This window comes from Ensifer sp. R-19 (assembly GCF_049905105.1).
Classification (GTDB): domain Bacteria; phylum Pseudomonadota; class Alphaproteobacteria; order Rhizobiales; family Rhizobiaceae; genus Ensifer.
In genome coordinates this window covers 1,228,502-1,242,880 of the sequence record NZ_CP184569.1, presented here as the reverse complement: position 1 = coordinate 1,242,880, position 14,379 = coordinate 1,228,502, and the positions used below count along the sequence as shown (strand labels likewise).

15 protein-coding genes are annotated in these 14,379 nt (G+C 62.3%); 4 read left to right on the top strand and 11 right to left on the bottom strand.

Annotated features, from left to right (window positions below; all coding sequences use genetic code 11):
- Positions 1 to 88 precede the first annotated feature (88 nt).
- Positions 89 to 973 carry an alpha/beta hydrolase gene (locus ACN9MO_RS06140; RefSeq protein ID WP_112995923.1) on the bottom strand — a complete coding sequence of 295 codons (885 nt, stop codon included), beginning with the start codon at positions 971 to 973 and terminating at the stop codon, positions 89 to 91.
- A gap of 241 nt (positions 974 to 1,214) precedes the next feature.
- Here ACN9MO_RS06140 and parE point away from each other — a divergent pair, with 241 nt between their 5' ends.
- Positions 1,215 to 3,275 (top strand): DNA topoisomerase IV subunit B, encoded by a 2,061-nt coding sequence (gene parE / locus ACN9MO_RS06135; protein WP_058328558.1) that lies wholly within the window; start codon positions 1,215 to 1,217, stop codon positions 3,273 to 3,275.
- A gap of 129 nt (positions 3,276 to 3,404) precedes the next feature.
- On the opposite strand, the gene ACN9MO_RS06130 is transcribed toward parE, so the two are convergent.
- Positions 3,405 to 3,875, bottom strand: coding sequence for a GNAT family N-acetyltransferase (locus tag ACN9MO_RS06130; protein WP_110878312.1), 471 nt, complete (start codon positions 3,873 to 3,875; stop codon positions 3,405 to 3,407).
- A gap of 227 nt (positions 3,876 to 4,102) precedes the next feature.
- On the opposite strand from ACN9MO_RS06130, the gene ACN9MO_RS06125 reads away from it, so the two are divergent.
- Positions 4,103 to 4,516: a hypothetical protein gene (locus tag ACN9MO_RS06125; RefSeq protein ID WP_112995924.1), complete on the top strand. Its 414-nt coding sequence runs from the start codon at positions 4,103 to 4,105 to the stop codon at positions 4,514 to 4,516.
- Between the two features lie 9 nt (positions 4,517 to 4,525).
- Here the strand turns inward: ACN9MO_RS06125 and ACN9MO_RS06120 are convergent, their stop codons facing one another.
- On the bottom strand, positions 4,526 to 5,548 hold the full coding sequence (locus tag ACN9MO_RS06120) for an aldehyde reductase (protein ID WP_348272249.1): 1,023 nt from the start codon (positions 5,546 to 5,548) through the stop codon (positions 4,526 to 4,528).
- Between the two features lie 85 nt (positions 5,549 to 5,633).
- Positions 5,634 to 6,767: a DUF2336 domain-containing protein gene (locus ACN9MO_RS06115; protein WP_057255631.1), complete on the bottom strand. Its 1,134-nt coding sequence runs from the start codon at positions 6,765 to 6,767 to the stop codon at positions 5,634 to 5,636.
- 74 nt (positions 6,768 to 6,841) lie between these two features.
- Here ACN9MO_RS06115 and ACN9MO_RS06110 point away from each other — a divergent pair, with 74 nt between their 5' ends.
- The gene (locus ACN9MO_RS06110; protein WP_113478417.1) at positions 6,842 to 7,543 is read left to right on the top strand and encodes an aldolase; all 702 of its coding nucleotides are present in this window, start codon (positions 6,842 to 6,844) and stop codon (positions 7,541 to 7,543) included.
- 27 nt (positions 7,544 to 7,570) lie between these two features.
- Here ACN9MO_RS06110 and ACN9MO_RS06105 read toward each other — a convergent pair whose 3' ends face one another.
- Both ACN9MO_RS06105 and ACN9MO_RS06100 read right to left on the bottom strand, forming a co-directional pair.
- Positions 7,571 to 8,173 carry a flavin reductase family protein gene (locus tag ACN9MO_RS06105; protein ID WP_057255629.1) on the bottom strand — a complete coding sequence of 201 codons (603 nt, stop codon included), beginning with the start codon at positions 8,171 to 8,173 and terminating at the stop codon, positions 7,571 to 7,573.
- Positions 8,173 to 8,757 carry a nitroreductase family protein gene (locus ACN9MO_RS06100; RefSeq protein ID WP_057255628.1) on the bottom strand — a complete coding sequence of 195 codons (585 nt, stop codon included), beginning with the start codon at positions 8,755 to 8,757 and terminating at the stop codon, positions 8,173 to 8,175. The genes ACN9MO_RS06105 and ACN9MO_RS06100 overlap by 1 nt, the downstream gene beginning before the upstream one ends.
- 100 nt (positions 8,758 to 8,857) lie before the next feature.
- On the opposite strand from ACN9MO_RS06100, the gene ACN9MO_RS06095 reads away from it, so the two are divergent.
- Positions 8,858 to 9,868 carry a hypothetical protein gene (locus tag ACN9MO_RS06095; protein WP_093232361.1) on the top strand — a complete coding sequence of 337 codons (1,011 nt, stop codon included), beginning with the start codon at positions 8,858 to 8,860 and terminating at the stop codon, positions 9,866 to 9,868.
- 34 nt (positions 9,869 to 9,902) lie between these two features.
- Here the strand turns inward: ACN9MO_RS06095 and ACN9MO_RS06090 are convergent, their stop codons facing one another.
- The 5 genes from ACN9MO_RS06090 to yidD all read right to left on the bottom strand — a co-directional run bounded on the left by ACN9MO_RS06090 (position 9,903) and on the right by yidD (position 14,378).
- Entirely contained in the window at positions 9,903 to 10,742 is an 840-nt protein-coding gene (locus tag ACN9MO_RS06090; RefSeq protein ID WP_058328570.1) for a lysophospholipid acyltransferase family protein, read from the bottom strand.
- Positions 10,743 to 10,821: 79 nt separating this feature from the next.
- Positions 10,822 to 12,804 (bottom strand): threonine--tRNA ligase, encoded by a 1,983-nt coding sequence (gene thrS / locus ACN9MO_RS06085; RefSeq protein ID WP_057255626.1) that lies wholly within the window; start codon positions 12,802 to 12,804, stop codon positions 10,822 to 10,824.
- 223 nt (positions 12,805 to 13,027) lie between these two features.
- The gene (locus tag ACN9MO_RS06080; protein WP_057255625.1) at positions 13,028 to 13,567 is read right to left on the bottom strand and encodes a DUF1697 domain-containing protein; all 540 of its coding nucleotides are present in this window, start codon (positions 13,565 to 13,567) and stop codon (positions 13,028 to 13,030) included.
- Between the two features lie 11 nt (positions 13,568 to 13,578).
- Positions 13,579 to 14,007 carry a DUF2267 domain-containing protein gene (locus tag ACN9MO_RS06075; protein WP_057255624.1) on the bottom strand — a complete coding sequence of 143 codons (429 nt, stop codon included), beginning with the start codon at positions 14,005 to 14,007 and terminating at the stop codon, positions 13,579 to 13,581.
- Positions 14,004 to 14,378, bottom strand: coding sequence for a membrane protein insertion efficiency factor YidD (gene yidD / locus ACN9MO_RS06070; RefSeq protein ID WP_057255623.1), 375 nt, complete (start codon positions 14,376 to 14,378; stop codon positions 14,004 to 14,006). Before yidD ends, ACN9MO_RS06075 begins: the two co-directional genes overlap by 4 nt.
- Position 14,379 lies beyond the last annotated feature (1 nt).

Sequence of the window (14,379 nt, the reverse complement as noted above, 5' to 3'; positions counted from 1 at the left end):
CTTCAACTTTCCAGAGTGGAAACGCGGGCCACAATCTCGCCCGGAAACTGTCGGGCTGGTTAACAAATGTCAGCGGCGCGGACAAAGGTCAGCGGCGACCGATCCAGTTCAATGCATCGCGCCAGTCGGTCATGCGCACCGGGGTGCCGTGCGAGCCGGTTTCGAAGAGGACGAAGCGTGTCGGGTAGCCTTGGCCCTTCAGCGTGCGATAGAGCGCTTTCTGGCTCTCGGCCGGATAGACGCTGTCGCGGCTGCCATGGCTGAAGAACATGGGCAGCTTCGCCTTGTAAGCAGCGCTCTTGGTGAAATCGGGGTCGCTTACGCCACCCATGACCATCATGCCGCTGAGAGCCGCGACCGCGGAGGCATCGCGCGAAACGCCCCAGCAGATGAAGCTTCCCATCGAGGCGCAGGCCAGCACCACGGGGCGACCGCCTGAGTGCTCGGAAACCTGTTTGACCAGGCCGGCAATATCCGCAGCGCCTGCCGTGTCGAAGGAGCGGACGCTCGGCGCGTAGTAGACTCCGCCATTGGCGACGGCGAGGTTCTTCAGCCGATTGAAGTTACCGCCGAAGGAAAAATCGTTGGTGCCGAGCCGGCGATCACCGCCGCGGCCGTGGATGAAGATCACCGTGAAGGCAGCGCCGCGATCCGGACCGACACGGGTCACGTCAAGCAAGCGACCGCCAATGTCGAGCTTCTCATTGACTTGCTCGCTTTTCACGCCCAGCGAAACATAGGCGCGCTTCACCCGGCGTTCCGGAATTTCGTCCCGTTCGTTGATGTCGCGCAGTTCCTGATATTCCACCGTCAGGTCGTCGCCGCCATCATTTTGTTGCAGCACCTTGGCATAGGAGAAAAGCTCGTCCTTGAAGGGTTTCAATGTCTGCGCTTGAGCCGCGGAAGCGCCTGCGGCGAAGGCCGCAGCCAGAAAAAGCCGGCGAAACGGAAAAACAGTTGTGGACACGGCCAATGACGGGCTCCCTCTTTGGCCGGAAGCCTTGCCATCGCACGGACGCCAAAGCAACACTTGCTCCGTAACAGGGCCGCAAAGGCGGCATTTCACCTGCAAGCGATGCCAGCATTCTCCTTTTGTTCGCTCTTTCGGCGGGAGTCTGGCAGAATTCAGGTGATTCGACCGCCGGGGGATGGCGGCAAAGTCGAGGTCTTGCTATGGCCTCTCCCCAAGTGACAGGAACGATCCGAACGGCCCCATGGACGACAACAGCGACCTCTTCTCAATGCCCGAGCAACCGAAGCCCGTACAGCCGAGCGCCAAACCGGCTGTGCCAGTGGCACCAGTCGCGCGCGAAGAGCCGCGCCCTGCCCCGAAGGGTAGCGACGGCAGCGACTACGATGCTTCGGCGATCGAGGTGCTCGAAGGGCTGGAGCCAGTTCGTCGTCGTCCGGGCATGTATATCGGCGGCACCGACGAGAAGGCGCTGCACCACCTCTTCGCCGAAGTCATCGACAACTCGATGGACGAAGCGGTCGCCGGTCATGCAAATTTCATCGAAGTCCACCTCGATGCCGACGGCTTCCTGACGGTCACGGACAACGGCCGTGGTATCCCGGTCGAGAACCATCCGAAATTCCCGGGCAAGTCGACGCTCGAAGTCGTCATGACCATCCTCCATGCCGGCGGCAAGTTCGACGGCAAGGCCTATGAGACGTCGGGCGGTCTTCACGGTGTGGGCGTTTCCGTCGTCAATGCGCTTTCCGATGCGCTCGAGGTCGAGGTCGCACGCAACCGCAAGCTCTACCGGCAGCGCTTCTCCCGCGGTATTCCGCAGGGTGGGCTCGAGGAACTCGGCGACGTGCACAACCGCCGCGGCACGCGCGTTCGTTTCCATCCGGACCCGGATATTTTCGGTCCGCACGCGCATTTCGAGCCCGGACGGCTTTTCCGCATGGCGCGCTCGAAGGCCTATCTCTTCGGCGGCGTCGAAATCCGCTGGTCCTGCGATCCGTCGCTGCTGCAGGAAGGCTCGGAGATCCCGGACAAGGCCGTCTTCCACTTCCCGGGCGGCCTGAAGGATTATCTTGCCGCCACACTCGGCAAGGAATTCACCGTCACCCGCGAGATCTTCGCCGGCAAGTCGGAGAAGGCCAACGGCCACGGCTCGCTCGAATGGGCCGTCACCTGGTACGGCGGCGACCAGCAGGTCCATTCCTACTGCAACACCATCCCGACGCCCGAGGGCGGCACGCACGAAGCGGGCTTCCGCATCGCGCTGACCAAAGGCCTGAAAAACTATGCCGAACTGACGCAGAACAAGCGCGCGTCGATCGTCACCACCGACGACGTGATGATCTCGGCGGCGGGCATGCTGTCGGTCTTCATCCGCGAACCGGAATTCGTCGGCCAGACGAAGGACAAGCTCGCGACGGTCGAGGCACAGCGCATCGTCGAAAACGCGCTCCGCGACCCCTTCGATCACTACCTTGCCGACAATCCCGGAGAAGCCGCCAAGCTGCTCGACTGGGTGGTCGAGCGCGCCGAAGAGCGCGTCCGCCGGCGCAAGGAAAAGGAAGTCAACCGCAAGACGGCAGTGCGCAAGCTGCGCTTGCCGGGCAAGCTTGCGGACTGCTCGCAGAACACGGCCGAAGGCGCTGAACTCTTCATCGTCGAAGGGGACTCGGCTGGCGGATCGGCAAAGCAGGCGCGCAACCGCGCCAACCAGGCGATCCTGCCGCTTCGCGGCAAGATCCTCAACGTCGCGAGCGCAGGCCGCGAAAAGCTCAGCGCCAACCAGCAGATCACCGACCTCATTCAGGCACTCGGCTGCGGCACGCGTAGCAAGTACCGCGAAGAGGATTTGCGCTACGAACGCATCGTCGTCATGACCGACGCCGACGTCGACGGCGCGCATATCGCCTCGCTGCTCATCACCTTCTTCTATCAGGAGATGCCAGAGCTCATTCGCGGCGGTCACCTCTATCTCGCCGTACCGCCGCTCTACCGCATCAGCCAGGGCTCGAAGACGCTCTATGCCCGCGACGATGCGCACCGCGAAGAACTGATGCGAACCGAATTCGCCGGTCGCGGCAAGGTCGAGATCGGCCGGTTCAAAGGTCTTGGCGAGATGCTGCCCGCGCAGCTCAAGGAAACGACGATGGACCCGAAGTTCCGCACGTTGCTCAAGGTGGAGATCGACGAGATTGATTTCGAGGGCACGCGCGAGGCGGTGGACAATCTGATGGGGACGAAGGCCGACGCCCGCTTCCGCTTCATCCAGGAGCGCGCCGTGTTCGCCGAAAACCTGGATATCTGATTGGGCGATGGATGCGAAGGCGCATGACGTTCTTGCGCGCCGCACTCCCTGAGCAATCAATTTTGAGAACGGCGGCCCTCGCGCCGCCGTTTTGATTTTCAGCTCACGGGACCACTCGGCGTGGCGAGATCATGCCGCCTGGCGAACAGGCTTTTCCATGAACAGGCTGAGCGGATCCGGCTGATAGTAACCAAAGGGCGGACGCTCGATATAGCCGGCCGCCTTGTAAAGTCCGATCGCTTCGGGCTGATAGATGCCGGTTTCGAGGCGAATTGCCGTGTAGCCGAGCTCACCTGCGCGCGCTTCCAGTGCCTGCAACAGCAGCTTGCCGAGCCTCAGCCCCCTCGCCTCCGGATCCACGAACATACGCTTGATCTCAGCCGTACCGTCGCCGGCCTCTACCAGGGCGCAGCAACCGACGATGTTGTCGTCACGCCGCGCCACAAAGAAGGAAACCCCCGGCTGCTCCAGGCTCGAAAGGTCGACCATGTGGTTGCTTTCGGCGGGATAGAGCGAAGCGGCATAGGCGTCGGAGAGTTCCAGCAGACGCACGACCTGCGCTTGGCGTGGCTGCTCCAGGGCTATGGTTACGGCAGGCAATTGTTTCGTCCTTGTCGATTTTAACTGTTTGCGGCCGGACGTTAGTGCCACCCGTACCGCCAGCCAATACGTCAAATGACGCAGGCGCGCCCGGTGCTACCCTATCAATCCGGCTAACGGGCTGAAACAATTTGTTCCCTATCACCTGCAACGCCGCCCTATTTCGGGGAGAATCGCACAGGCATAGGTTGATCGCATCACAACCTCCAGGGACCGACAGGATCACCATGCAAGCGGCGCTGATTGTCATGACCATTCTCGGCTGCGACCACGATGTCAGCCAATGCCAGTACATTTCGACGGTCAACGGCACATGGCCGTCGATCGCCCAATGCGACACGGACTCGCAGGCGCAACTACCGAAGTTCTCGAACGCCAACTATCCGGTCGTCGTCGCGGTTTGCGAAACCTCCGGCCCAGCCCTTGCCGACCTCACCCCACCACCGGTCGGCTCGCAACAGAGCCAGATGCCGCCCTCGCAGGTGACGGAACCGGAGCCGGAACAAAACCTGCCGAAACGGACGCTGGCTTTCCTGTCCGGCGCCATGCCGGACCGGGAGAAGCTCAAGACCATCGTCACAAAGCCGGTGCACTACATCGAAGACGGCTATTCCTGGGTCGCTCGCCGCTTCACCAACTAGCGGGCACGCTCACACCAGACAGTGCCGATCAGGCTTTCGGCGCTGGCCATGACCGCCTCTTCTTTGGTTCGTCGGCTGCCAGCCCAGAACGCGACGCGCCTTCTCGTTGGAAATGCGGGAGTCGCGTCCCAACTCCCGGACGATCAGGCGCAAACCGGCATCGAAGGGAGCAGCCAAGCCTGCCAGCCAGTTCGGCAGAATGAACTTCGGCAGCTTGGCGGCATGCGCGGGAAACGCACGGCGCAGAACGGACGCGATGTCGGCAATAGACAACGTCTCTCCAGCGATCAGAAACCGCTCGCCCGCCGCATCGGCAACGGTCATTGCCCTTAGATGGGCATCGGCGACGTCACGAACATCGACGACGGGTACGCCGAACTTCGGCAGAGCGGGATACCCGCCTTTCAGGAGGTTTCGAACCACGGCAACAGAGGTGCCGATCTCGCGCCCGAGCAGCGGCCCGAGGACCATGCCTGGATTGATGACCACCAACTCAAGCCCTTTTCCAGCCGCATAGTCCCATGCCGCGTGTTCCGCAAAGGTCTTCGAGCGGTAGTAGGGCGTCGCCAGCGGCGATTGCGGATCGGTCCAGTCGTCCTCGGTGTATGGCGCACGACCGGCCCCGTAGATGACCGCGGCAATCGAAGAGGTTAGAACGACACGGCGAACGCCGGCCGACCGGGCGGCTTTCAGAACGCGCAGCGTGCCGTCCAGCGCTGGTCCGATCAGATCGGCCTCGTCGGCAGGCAGACGCGCCGGAAACGGCGATGCCGTGTGCATGACATAGGAAACGCCAGCGAAGGCATCGGCCCAGCCTTTTTCGCCCAGCAGGTCCGCTTCAGCAAAACTCAGTTTGGCCGCCTCCGTGCCGCCGGCGGCGCGGATTGATCGTTCGATCTCCTCTGCGCGCGCTAGGTCCCGAACGGTGCCGCGTACGTCATAGCCCCGCCGCAACAAGAGGAGCGCGACGTGACGCCCGACAAAGCCGCCTATGCCGGTTACAGCAACGGTTGCGTCGGCCCTCGCGTTCATGCGTCAGTTCCTCATTGACCGCGAACCCGCAATCATCGGGCCGCCAGCAGTATTACGTCGCGGATACAATCCGCCGCAATAGAAGTCAGGCGGCCTGCCGCGCCGCAAGTTCCGCATAATTGCGAGCCGACTGCCGTTCCTCGGCAAATGCCAGGCGTTCGAGCAGATCGATCATCGCAGTATTGACCGAGGACGGGCTCTCATTCCGCAGCCGCGCGAGCAGCGCCGTGGAGACGGAAGCCGTGCTGTCGTTTCCAGCTGAAGTGTCCTGGCGCCAGAAAAGCACAGCCGCAGCAAAGGTTTCGCTGACATCGTGGCCGAGGCCGGCGCTCTCGAACAGAGCACGGATCGAATGAACGCGGCCGCCGGACAGGATGGAGCGCACGCGCTTCTCGCAAACGCCGGAGAGATCGACGATCGCGGCCGAGAAAAACTCCGCACGGCCGGTCACCAGCGCGTGCAGCAGGAAGGCTGGGGTCAGGCGGCCGGTCTCACGCAGATGCACCACGAGGCCAGGCAACTCGTCCACAGCCAGCGTCCCGGCCATGCCGACGGCAGCAATATCGCAAGCTTCCCGCATGATCCGCTGGACCCGGGCTTCGCCGATCGCCATCTGCACCAGGCCGAAGGCTGCCAGCGCCGCTCCCACCTCTTCCACCAGCGCGTGGCGGGCATCGCTTGGCAGGTCCGGCCGGGCAAGCAACAGGTCGCGCACGGCCGCGAAGCAGCCAAGACGCTCGGCAATGCGTTTCAACGATCGGCGCGACAGGTTGGCGCCGGCGTTTTCCAGGAGGATCAGAATTTCTTCCTCACCGCCGATTTCAGCGATTGCGGCCGATACGGCACGGGAGACGAAACTGCGCGCCGCGATCAGAGCGCGCGTTTCGAGCGTTCCCCTGGCAGCAAGGTCGACCAGATCCTCATCGGTCAGGACAGGCGAGCGGGATATGACGACATAGGCAATTTCCGGCTGGTCTTCGGCAAGGCCGAGAATGATGCCGCGCGGAACGGACGAGCAGCCACAAAGCGCATCAGCGAGTGCACGCCGAACCTTCGGCGACGGATCGTCGAGCAGGAAGGTCATCGCCATCTCAGCGGCGCGGCGATCGAGGCCATTCATCTGCGCGTCGACATAGGCGCGACCGAGCGCACTGGCGGCGCGGGTGCGTTCACCCGTTCTCGCCGTTTCCACCCAGCGAAGAAATGCTTGTATGATCACCTACGCCCCACTAGACCACGCCAATGCCACCGATGTTCAAACCCTAGCCGGCAAAGGTTTAAGATTGGTTCACCATGTCTGTTAACCGCTCCCAAACCATGAAGCCGTTGCTGATCGTTAAGGGTACGGCTCCGGCGATGGAAGTCGCTGTGCTCAATGCGCTCGCCGGTGTCATCATGGATATCGGTTGCGACACAGAAATAGTGCGCAGCATGGCGCGTTTGGCAGGCCGCAGCTTCGCCCTTCTTGCGCGCGTCGAACCGCTGGAGCGGCTGGACGAAGAGGCATTGAACCGGCTGCTCGACAGCGGTGTCGACGGTATCGTGCTTTCCGGATGCCGCGGGCGCGCCGACATACAACGGCTCGACGTGATGTTGCGGGTTGCGGAAGCCGCCAACGGTACCGCGCCCAACCGTATTCGGATCTATGCGGAATACGGCGGCTCGCCGGGAGGCCTATTATCGCCCAATCCGCTGACAGGTTCGTCGTCCCGCCTGGAAGCGCTGATCTTCAACGGTGCAGCGTTGGCCAAGTCCCTTGGCTGTCTGGAGCCGACCAGCGCTCCCCATCAACGCGTCGCAGCGCCGATCCTTGCCGGACGAGCATATGTGGTCCTGAGGGCGTGCGAAGCTGGTGTGCCCGCCTATGAGGTGCTACCTGCTGCCACCCCCGACGAAGCCGCGACACGGTGGGCGCATTCACTGAGCCGGGACAACGGCTTTGCCTCGGTCGTTTGCAACTCGATCGAACAGGCAACGATCGTAAGCAACACGTGACCTATCAGGCGCGCAAAGTCGCTGATCTCAGAGGGTCGGGCGTGTCATCTGGAAGACGTCGCCGCCGTCGCAATAGTCCATGTAGCCGAGACGGGCGAGCGGCCTGACCGTCGCCATGTCGAAGCGGCCATCGCGGATTGCTTCCTCGCGGATATGAATGCCGACGACCTGGCCGATGACGACATAGTTGTCGGACACTTCGCCATCCAGGCCCTTCGGTTGAAACATCTCCGTCATCCGGCACTCGAGCGCAGCAAAGGCCTCACCGACGAACGGCGCCTTCACCAGAGTGCCGTCGACTGGCGTGAGCCCGGCGATCTCGAATTCACTCTCACCGTGCGGCGCGGGAATTGACGTCTTGTTCACAGCCTCGGCAAGACTGCGGCTGGCGAAGCTCGCCGTGAACTCACCGGTTGCTTCGATGTTGCGGACCGAATCCTTGTAGCCGCTCGATGAGAACATCACGAGCTTCGGCCGATCACTGATGGCATTGAAGAAAGAATAGGGCGCGAGGTTATGCGAACCGTCGCGCCCACGCGTGCCGATCCAACCGATCGGCCGCGGCGAGACGATGGCCTTGAAGGGGTCATGCGGCAAGCCGTGACGATTCGAGGCCGTATCGTAGAACATCAGGCGCCCTCGCCAACCCAGGTGACGATCTCTTCAAGCTCGGGCCTCGGCCGCTCCGTCGGCGGCACCATCGCAGTGCCGATATGAATGAAGCCGGCTGGCTTCTCACCCGGCTTGACGCCCAGCAAGGGATAGGCGCGCTCGTCGAAGGCAAACCATTCGGTCAGCCAGTTGGAGGCGTAGCCAAGTGCGTTTGCGGCCATCAGCAGGTTGAGGCACACGGCACCGGCAGACATCTGTTGCTCCCATTCCGGAATCTTGAAGTGCGGCGCAGCCGTGCTGACCACGGCGACCACGACCGGCGCCCGCGTCAGCCGCGTTTCCTCGACCTTGATCATTTCTTCCGAGAGATCGGGCTTCACTGCGAGCGCCATCGCCTTCAGCTCGGCGCTGATGCGCGCCCGCTCCTCACCGCGGTAGACGATAAAGCGCCAGGGTGCGAGCTTGCCGTGGTCCGGGACGCGGGAGGCGAGCTTCAACATCTCCTCGACCTCGGCCTTGCTGGGGCCGGGTTCGCCCATCTGGAATGCGGGGATCGAGCGACGGGACGCGAGATAATCAACAAGCTTAATTTCGGTTTTCATGTCGGATGAATTCCACTAATTTGCCGCAGCATCGGCAGCCACGAAAATGCCATATCGGCGTCCCAAGTGGAGTCACTCAGTCAGGAAGTCAACTGCTCTCATGCGTGCATGCTCTCGTATTTTCCTCAGAACCGGACTCGCGATCCTTGTCGCCGGCGCTGCTGCAGGAAGCGTGCTTGCTGAGGATGCAACGCAGGCCTTCGAGAGCTTTCCTTCGATCGCCGGCCCGCGCAAGATGCCGAAGCTTACGGGCTTCAGCCCAATGACGACGGATCCGATCGCCGACGGTACCTTGAGGGATGTCAAGCTCGAAGCGCTGCTCACTGAGAAAGGCGCCCCCGTCGAGGCCGGCCTGACCTGGCGCGTGTTCAGCCCGATCCCCGGAAGCGACGGCAAGCTGCCGCTTCTTGCAACGTCGGAAGGTGGATCGACGGCGTTCAACGTCGTGCCGGGCGATTATTTCGTCAACGTTTCCTTCGGACGTGCGTCCGCGACACGCAAGATCCGCGTTCCCCAGGAAGGCACGCTCGAAAAGCAGGTTCTGGTCCTGGATGCGGGCGGCATCAAGCTGAACGCCGTCTCCGGCAGCGATGTGCGCATACCACCGGCCGAACTCAGCTTCTCCGTCTATTCTGCCGATACCAAGAGCGACGGCGAACGGGCGCTCATCATGTCGGATGTGAAGCCGAATACGGTGATCCGACTCGGTGCCGGAACCTATCATGTGACCTCGAGTTACGGTGCCACCAACGCCTCGACGGCCGCCGACATCCAGGTTGAAGCCGGCAAGCTGACGGAAGCGACCATCCAGCATCGCGCCGCCAAGCTGACGCTCAAGCTCGTCTCTGAGCCCGGCGGCGAAGCGATTGCCAACACCGCATGGACGATCCTGACGTCCGCGGGCGACACGGTGGACGAAGAAAACGGCGCCTTCCCGACGCTGGTTCTGCTCGAAGGCAGCTACTCCGCCGTCGCACGCTACAAGGACAAGATCTACGAACGCGACTTCACCGTGAAGGCCGGCGTCAACACGGATGTGGAAGTGCTGCTCAGCAGCGGCGGCAACGACGCGAGTACCAATCCGGGCGCAATCTCCGACGCGGCCGACTAGGATCTTCTTCCAGCATCAACCAACTGACGCTACGTCAGCCTACCCGTCTCATGAACCGCCGGCGCGGCGGCGCCATGGAGAAGACCGCTTCATAGATGCGGGCCAGCAAATCCTTGCGATCGCCACAGGCACCGAGGTCCTCCGGCGTCAGCACACGGCCGATGCGCGCTGCGATCGTCGTGCCGGACAGACGGCGGAACTCGCGGATCAGCAGCGACAGCCTCAACGTCAGTGAAATCTTGCTCGCCAGGTGGAAAAAGGGACCGTTCTGTCCCTCGAAGTAGATCGGGATGACGCTCGCCCGCGCAGCCTGGATCAGCTTCGCCGGAAAGATCTTCCAGGGCAGGTCCTCGGCGCGGCCGAAACCCTTCGGCGCGGTCGCCACACCGCCGGCGGGAAAGATCACGATCGTCACACCTTCCTTCAGCAGGCGCAGCGCCTCATGGCGTGTCGCCATGTTGACCGCGAGCGCCTCCTTCGTCTCCTCGAACGACACCGGCAAGGAATAGGGCGCCATTTCTGGCACCTTCAGCAGTTCGTTGTTGATGAGCACACGGAACGGGCGGCCGAGCTGTTCGGCAAGCGCCAGCACAGCGATGCCGTCGCCGATGCCGAAGGGATGATTGGCGATGATGACGATCGGCGTGTCGGGCAAGTGCCGCGGCGGCCACTCACCCTGGGTTCGCAGCTTCACATCGATGAGCTGCAGCATCTCGCCGAAGACCCGATCGCTCTTGCCGACGATGTCGGACCGCCAGCGCGTGTAAAGCTTTGCGTAGCGATTGCGACCCGACAGACCTTCGATGGAGCGAATGAACCAGCGCTTCAGGCGCCGGTCGTTTTCATTGGCGTAGGACAGCTCTTTGAACTGCACGGACATCTCCGATGGATATAATCTTATCCGGATATTCCGCTAATATGACAGTTTGCTGACAAAGGAAGTGCCCGGGGGTTCAACCCCGGGCTTTCTTTTCCGCCTTGCGCTTGAGATCCGGCGCCATCGCCTCGAAGGCGAGCGAGGAAATTGCCTCGTCGAGCGACATCGCGGTCTGGGCCTGGGAGCCGAGACGGCGGATGTTGACCGAACGCTCTTCGGCTTCGCGCTTGCCGCAAACAACGATGACCGGAACCTTGGTCACCGAATGTTCGCGGACCTTGTAGTTGATCTTCTCGTTGCGGAAGTCGGTCTCGACGGTGAGGCCGGCGTCACGCAGGAGCTCGGCAACCTCGCGACCATAGTCGTCGGCTTCCGAGGTGATCGTTGCGACCACCACTTGCAGCGGCGAAACCCAAAGCGGCATGTGGCCGGCGAAGTTCTCGATCAAGATCCCGAGGAAGCGCTCCATCGAACCGCAGATGGCGCGGTGGATCATCACCGGCTGGCGCTTTTCCGATTCCTTGTCGATATAGAAGGCACCGAACCGCTCTGGCAGGTTGAAGTCGACCTGGGTCGTGCCGCACTGCCATTCGCGGCCGATCGCGTCCTTCAGCGTGTATTCGAACTTCGGACCGTAGAAAGCGCCCTCGCCCGGCAGGATGCCAGTCTTGATGCGGCCTTCCGACTGCGCCTCGATCGTCTTCAACACGTCCATCATCACGCTTTCGGCGCGATCCCACAGCTCGTCGGAGCCGACGCGCTTGTCCGGACGGGTGGAGAGTTTGACCACCACTTCCTTGAAGCCGAAGTCCTCGTAGACCGAGAGGATGAGGTCGTTGATGCGCAGGCATTCAGCCGCCATCTGCTCGTCGGTGCAGAAGACGTGGGCATCGTCCTGGGTAAAGCCGCGCACGCGCATCAGGCCGTGTAGAGCACCGGAGGGCTCGTAGCGGTGAACGTTGCCGAATTCGGCCAGGCGAACCGGAAGCTCGCGGTAGGACTTCAGGCCATGCTTGAAGATCTGGATATGGCCCGGGCAGTTCATCGGCTTCAGCGCGAAGACGCGATCGTCGTCGGTTTCATCGCCGGCAACCGTCACCTTGAACATGTTGTCGCGGTACCAACCCCAGTGACCCGAGGTTTCCCACAGCGACTTGTCGAGCACCTGCGGCGCATTGACTTCCTGGTAGGTGTTCGCAAGCCGACGGCGCATATAGGCCGTCAGCGTCTGGAACATGCGCCAGCCCTTGCCGTGCCAGAAGACGACGCCCGGACCCTCTTCCTGGAAATGGAACAGGTCCATTTCGCGGCCAAGGCGGCGGTGATCGCGCTTCTCGGCCTCGGCGAGCACGTGGAGATACTGGTCCAGCTCTTCCTGGGTGTGCCAGGCGGTGCCGTAGATGCGGGTCAGCATCGCGTTGTTGCTGTCGCCGCGCCAATAGGCGCCGGCCACCTTCATCAGCTTGAAGGCGGTGCCGATTTGACCGGTCGAGGCCATGTGCGGACCGCGGCAAAGATCGAACCAGTCGCCCTGGTAATAGATCTTGAGATCCTGTCCCTCGGGGATCGCATCGACGAGCTCGACCTTGTAGGCCTCGCCCTTGTCGGCAAAGACCTGCCGTGCCTTTTCGCGCGACCAGACTTCCTTGGTGAAAGGCTTGTTGCGGGCGATGATCTCCTTCATCCGCTTTTCGATGAGCGGCAGATCATCCGGCGTGAAGGGCTCGTTGCGGGCGAAGTCGTAGTAGAAGCCATTGTCGATGACCGGACCGATAGTCACCTGCGTTCCCGGCCACAGTTCCTGCACGGCCTCGGCCATCACGTGTGCGGCATCGTGACGGATAAGCTCAAGCGAACGCTTGTCGTCGCGCACGACGATCTCGAGCCGGCCATTGGTCACCGGATCGGACAGGTCGCGCAGCTCGTCGTCGAGCGCAATCGCGACCGCCTTCTTGGCGAGCGATTTCGAAATCGATTCTGCCACGTCGCGGCCGGTCGTGCCGAAAGGATATTCGCGCACCGAGCCATCTGGAAATGTAAGGGAAACAGGATTCGACATGATGATCTCCTATCCAGTCCCGCCAACGAATGCGGGTGGTATGGTTGACCGGAAACGACCGGTGAATTGACGATACAGCGTCGCATCCGTCAGACGCGCAAAGGTCGCTGTAGTGCTTTGGATTGCCGCATGTTTTGCCCTAGGCCGAGACGACCCAGGAAAACACGCCGTAGCCTGATAAAGGGTTTTCGAAAGTGAGTAAAGGCGAAGGCTGCGACAGAGCCTAGCCGCGCAGCATCTCGGCGAGCCCCTTGACGGTGTTCCAGTTGCGAAACGTCCCGATGCCCAAACGCTTGGTCGTCATTGCACCCAGCAGTTTCGATTTGCTGGCCTTGCCGGGAAAATGCACCCAGAGATCGCCGTCAACGATTGCCAGACGTTCCCCAGCGACGCAGTAACGCTGAAGTCCTTCGAGCGCGGGTTCGGTGAGCGGGTCGCGCATCACGCGGACATGCACGCGCGTGGCATCCTCTTCGCCTTCGTCGTGAAATGGATTGGATGCCGCGAGCTTCAGCCAACCGGCACCGGAACGAACAATGATGTCGACATGCCGACCGAATGTCTCGGAGAAGGCCTTCTCAAGCGGCGATTCTAAGTCGCCGATGGACGTTTGTCCGGTCTCGAACACGAGATTGCCTGTCGCAACCAGGGTTCGCGGCGAGCGATAGCCGAGGCCTTCGGCCATCTCTCTGAGATCGACCATCACGACACGTCGCCCGGCACCAAGAACAATGCTGTAAAGCAAGGCAACGTAGCTGTTCATCCACCCTCCCTTCAGGCTCGCCAGAAATCGGCAGCGCCTGCCGGAAGCCGGGCAAGAACCCGGTCGAGCTTCACCTCATCGAGGTTGCGACGCAAGGCGCCAGCCACGTCGGCAATGGCGCTGTCGGGGGAAATATTGTGATCCGGCCGCAGCGACTGCACCTCGCGGGTCATGGCGATGCGGCCCGAAAACGGGACCCTCGGTTCTTCGAGGTCCCATTCAGCCACGAAGATCGCGCGTAGCACCGGCGGCAAGACATCCGCGAACAGGATGGCATCCTCCAGCTCCAGCCGCCGGCGAAACGTCTGCAGCACGGCCTGCACCATCGTGTAGGCCTGGTTCGTCGTCTGCAGCCCGGCAAGGTCGCGCGCGTCGACGATGAAACGCTCGAAATCCGCGGAGGCCTGACGGTATTCCATCGGCATGGTCATGGGGGTCATCCAGCCTTCGGCCGCGGCCGCCAGTAGCGCCACGGCGCGTACCAGGTCAGGCGAGCTTCAAGCCGCTCCGGCACCGGATCGAAGCCGTGCGTCCCGCCCGGGCCGCAGCGCGCCACGCGAAACAGCGTCATCCACCCTCCGGCCCAGAAGCCATGGCGGGCGATTGCCTCATAGCCGTATTCCGAACAGGTCGGCAGGTGCCGGCACGAATTGCCGATGAAGCTCGAAAGCGTGAGCTGATAGACGCGGATCAGCGTCATCCCGATCAGCCGCCCTGGCGTCTTGCGAAACGGACCATCCCAGTTTCGGCCACGCACTGCAGGCTTCGCACCGTTGTCCGGCGTATGCCGACAATTCGGTTCGCCGCACATG

Excerpts from the sequence above, each read along its gene's own strand:
- parE (WP_058328558.1), top strand. The coding sequence starts at position 1,215 with ATGGACGACAACAGCGACCTCTTCTCAATGCCCGAGCAACCGAAGCCC.
- ACN9MO_RS06125 (WP_112995924.1), top strand. The coding sequence starts at position 4,103 with ATGCAAGCGGCGCTGATTGTCATGACCATTCTCGGCTGCGACCACGAT.
- ACN9MO_RS06120 (WP_348272249.1), bottom strand. The coding sequence starts at position 5,548 with ATGAACGCGAGGGCCGACGCAACCGTTGCTGTAACCGGCATAGGCGGC.
- ACN9MO_RS06110 (WP_113478417.1), top strand. The coding sequence starts at position 6,842 with ATGTCTGTTAACCGCTCCCAAACCATGAAGCCGTTGCTGATCGTTAAG.
- ACN9MO_RS06105 (WP_057255629.1), bottom strand. The coding sequence starts at position 8,173 with ATGTTCTACGATACGGCCTCGAATCGTCACGGCTTGCCGCATGACCCC.
- ACN9MO_RS06100 (WP_057255628.1), bottom strand. The coding sequence starts at position 8,757 with ATGAAAACCGAAATTAAGCTTGTTGATTATCTCGCGTCCCGTCGCTCG.
- ACN9MO_RS06095 (WP_093232361.1), top strand. The coding sequence starts at position 8,858 with ATGCGTGCATGCTCTCGTATTTTCCTCAGAACCGGACTCGCGATCCTT.
- thrS (WP_057255626.1), bottom strand. The coding sequence starts at position 12,804 with ATGTCGAATCCTGTTTCCCTTACATTTCCAGATGGCTCGGTGCGCGAA.
- ACN9MO_RS06080 (WP_057255625.1), bottom strand. The coding sequence starts at position 13,567 with ATGAACAGCTACGTTGCCTTGCTTTACAGCATTGTTCTTGGTGCCGGG.
- ACN9MO_RS06075 (WP_057255624.1), bottom strand. The coding sequence starts at position 14,007 with ATGACCCCCATGACCATGCCGATGGAATACCGTCAGGCCTCCGCGGAT.
- yidD (WP_057255623.1), bottom strand. The coding sequence starts at position 14,378 with ATGTGCGGCGAACCGAATTGTCGGCATACGCCGGACAACGGTGCGAAG.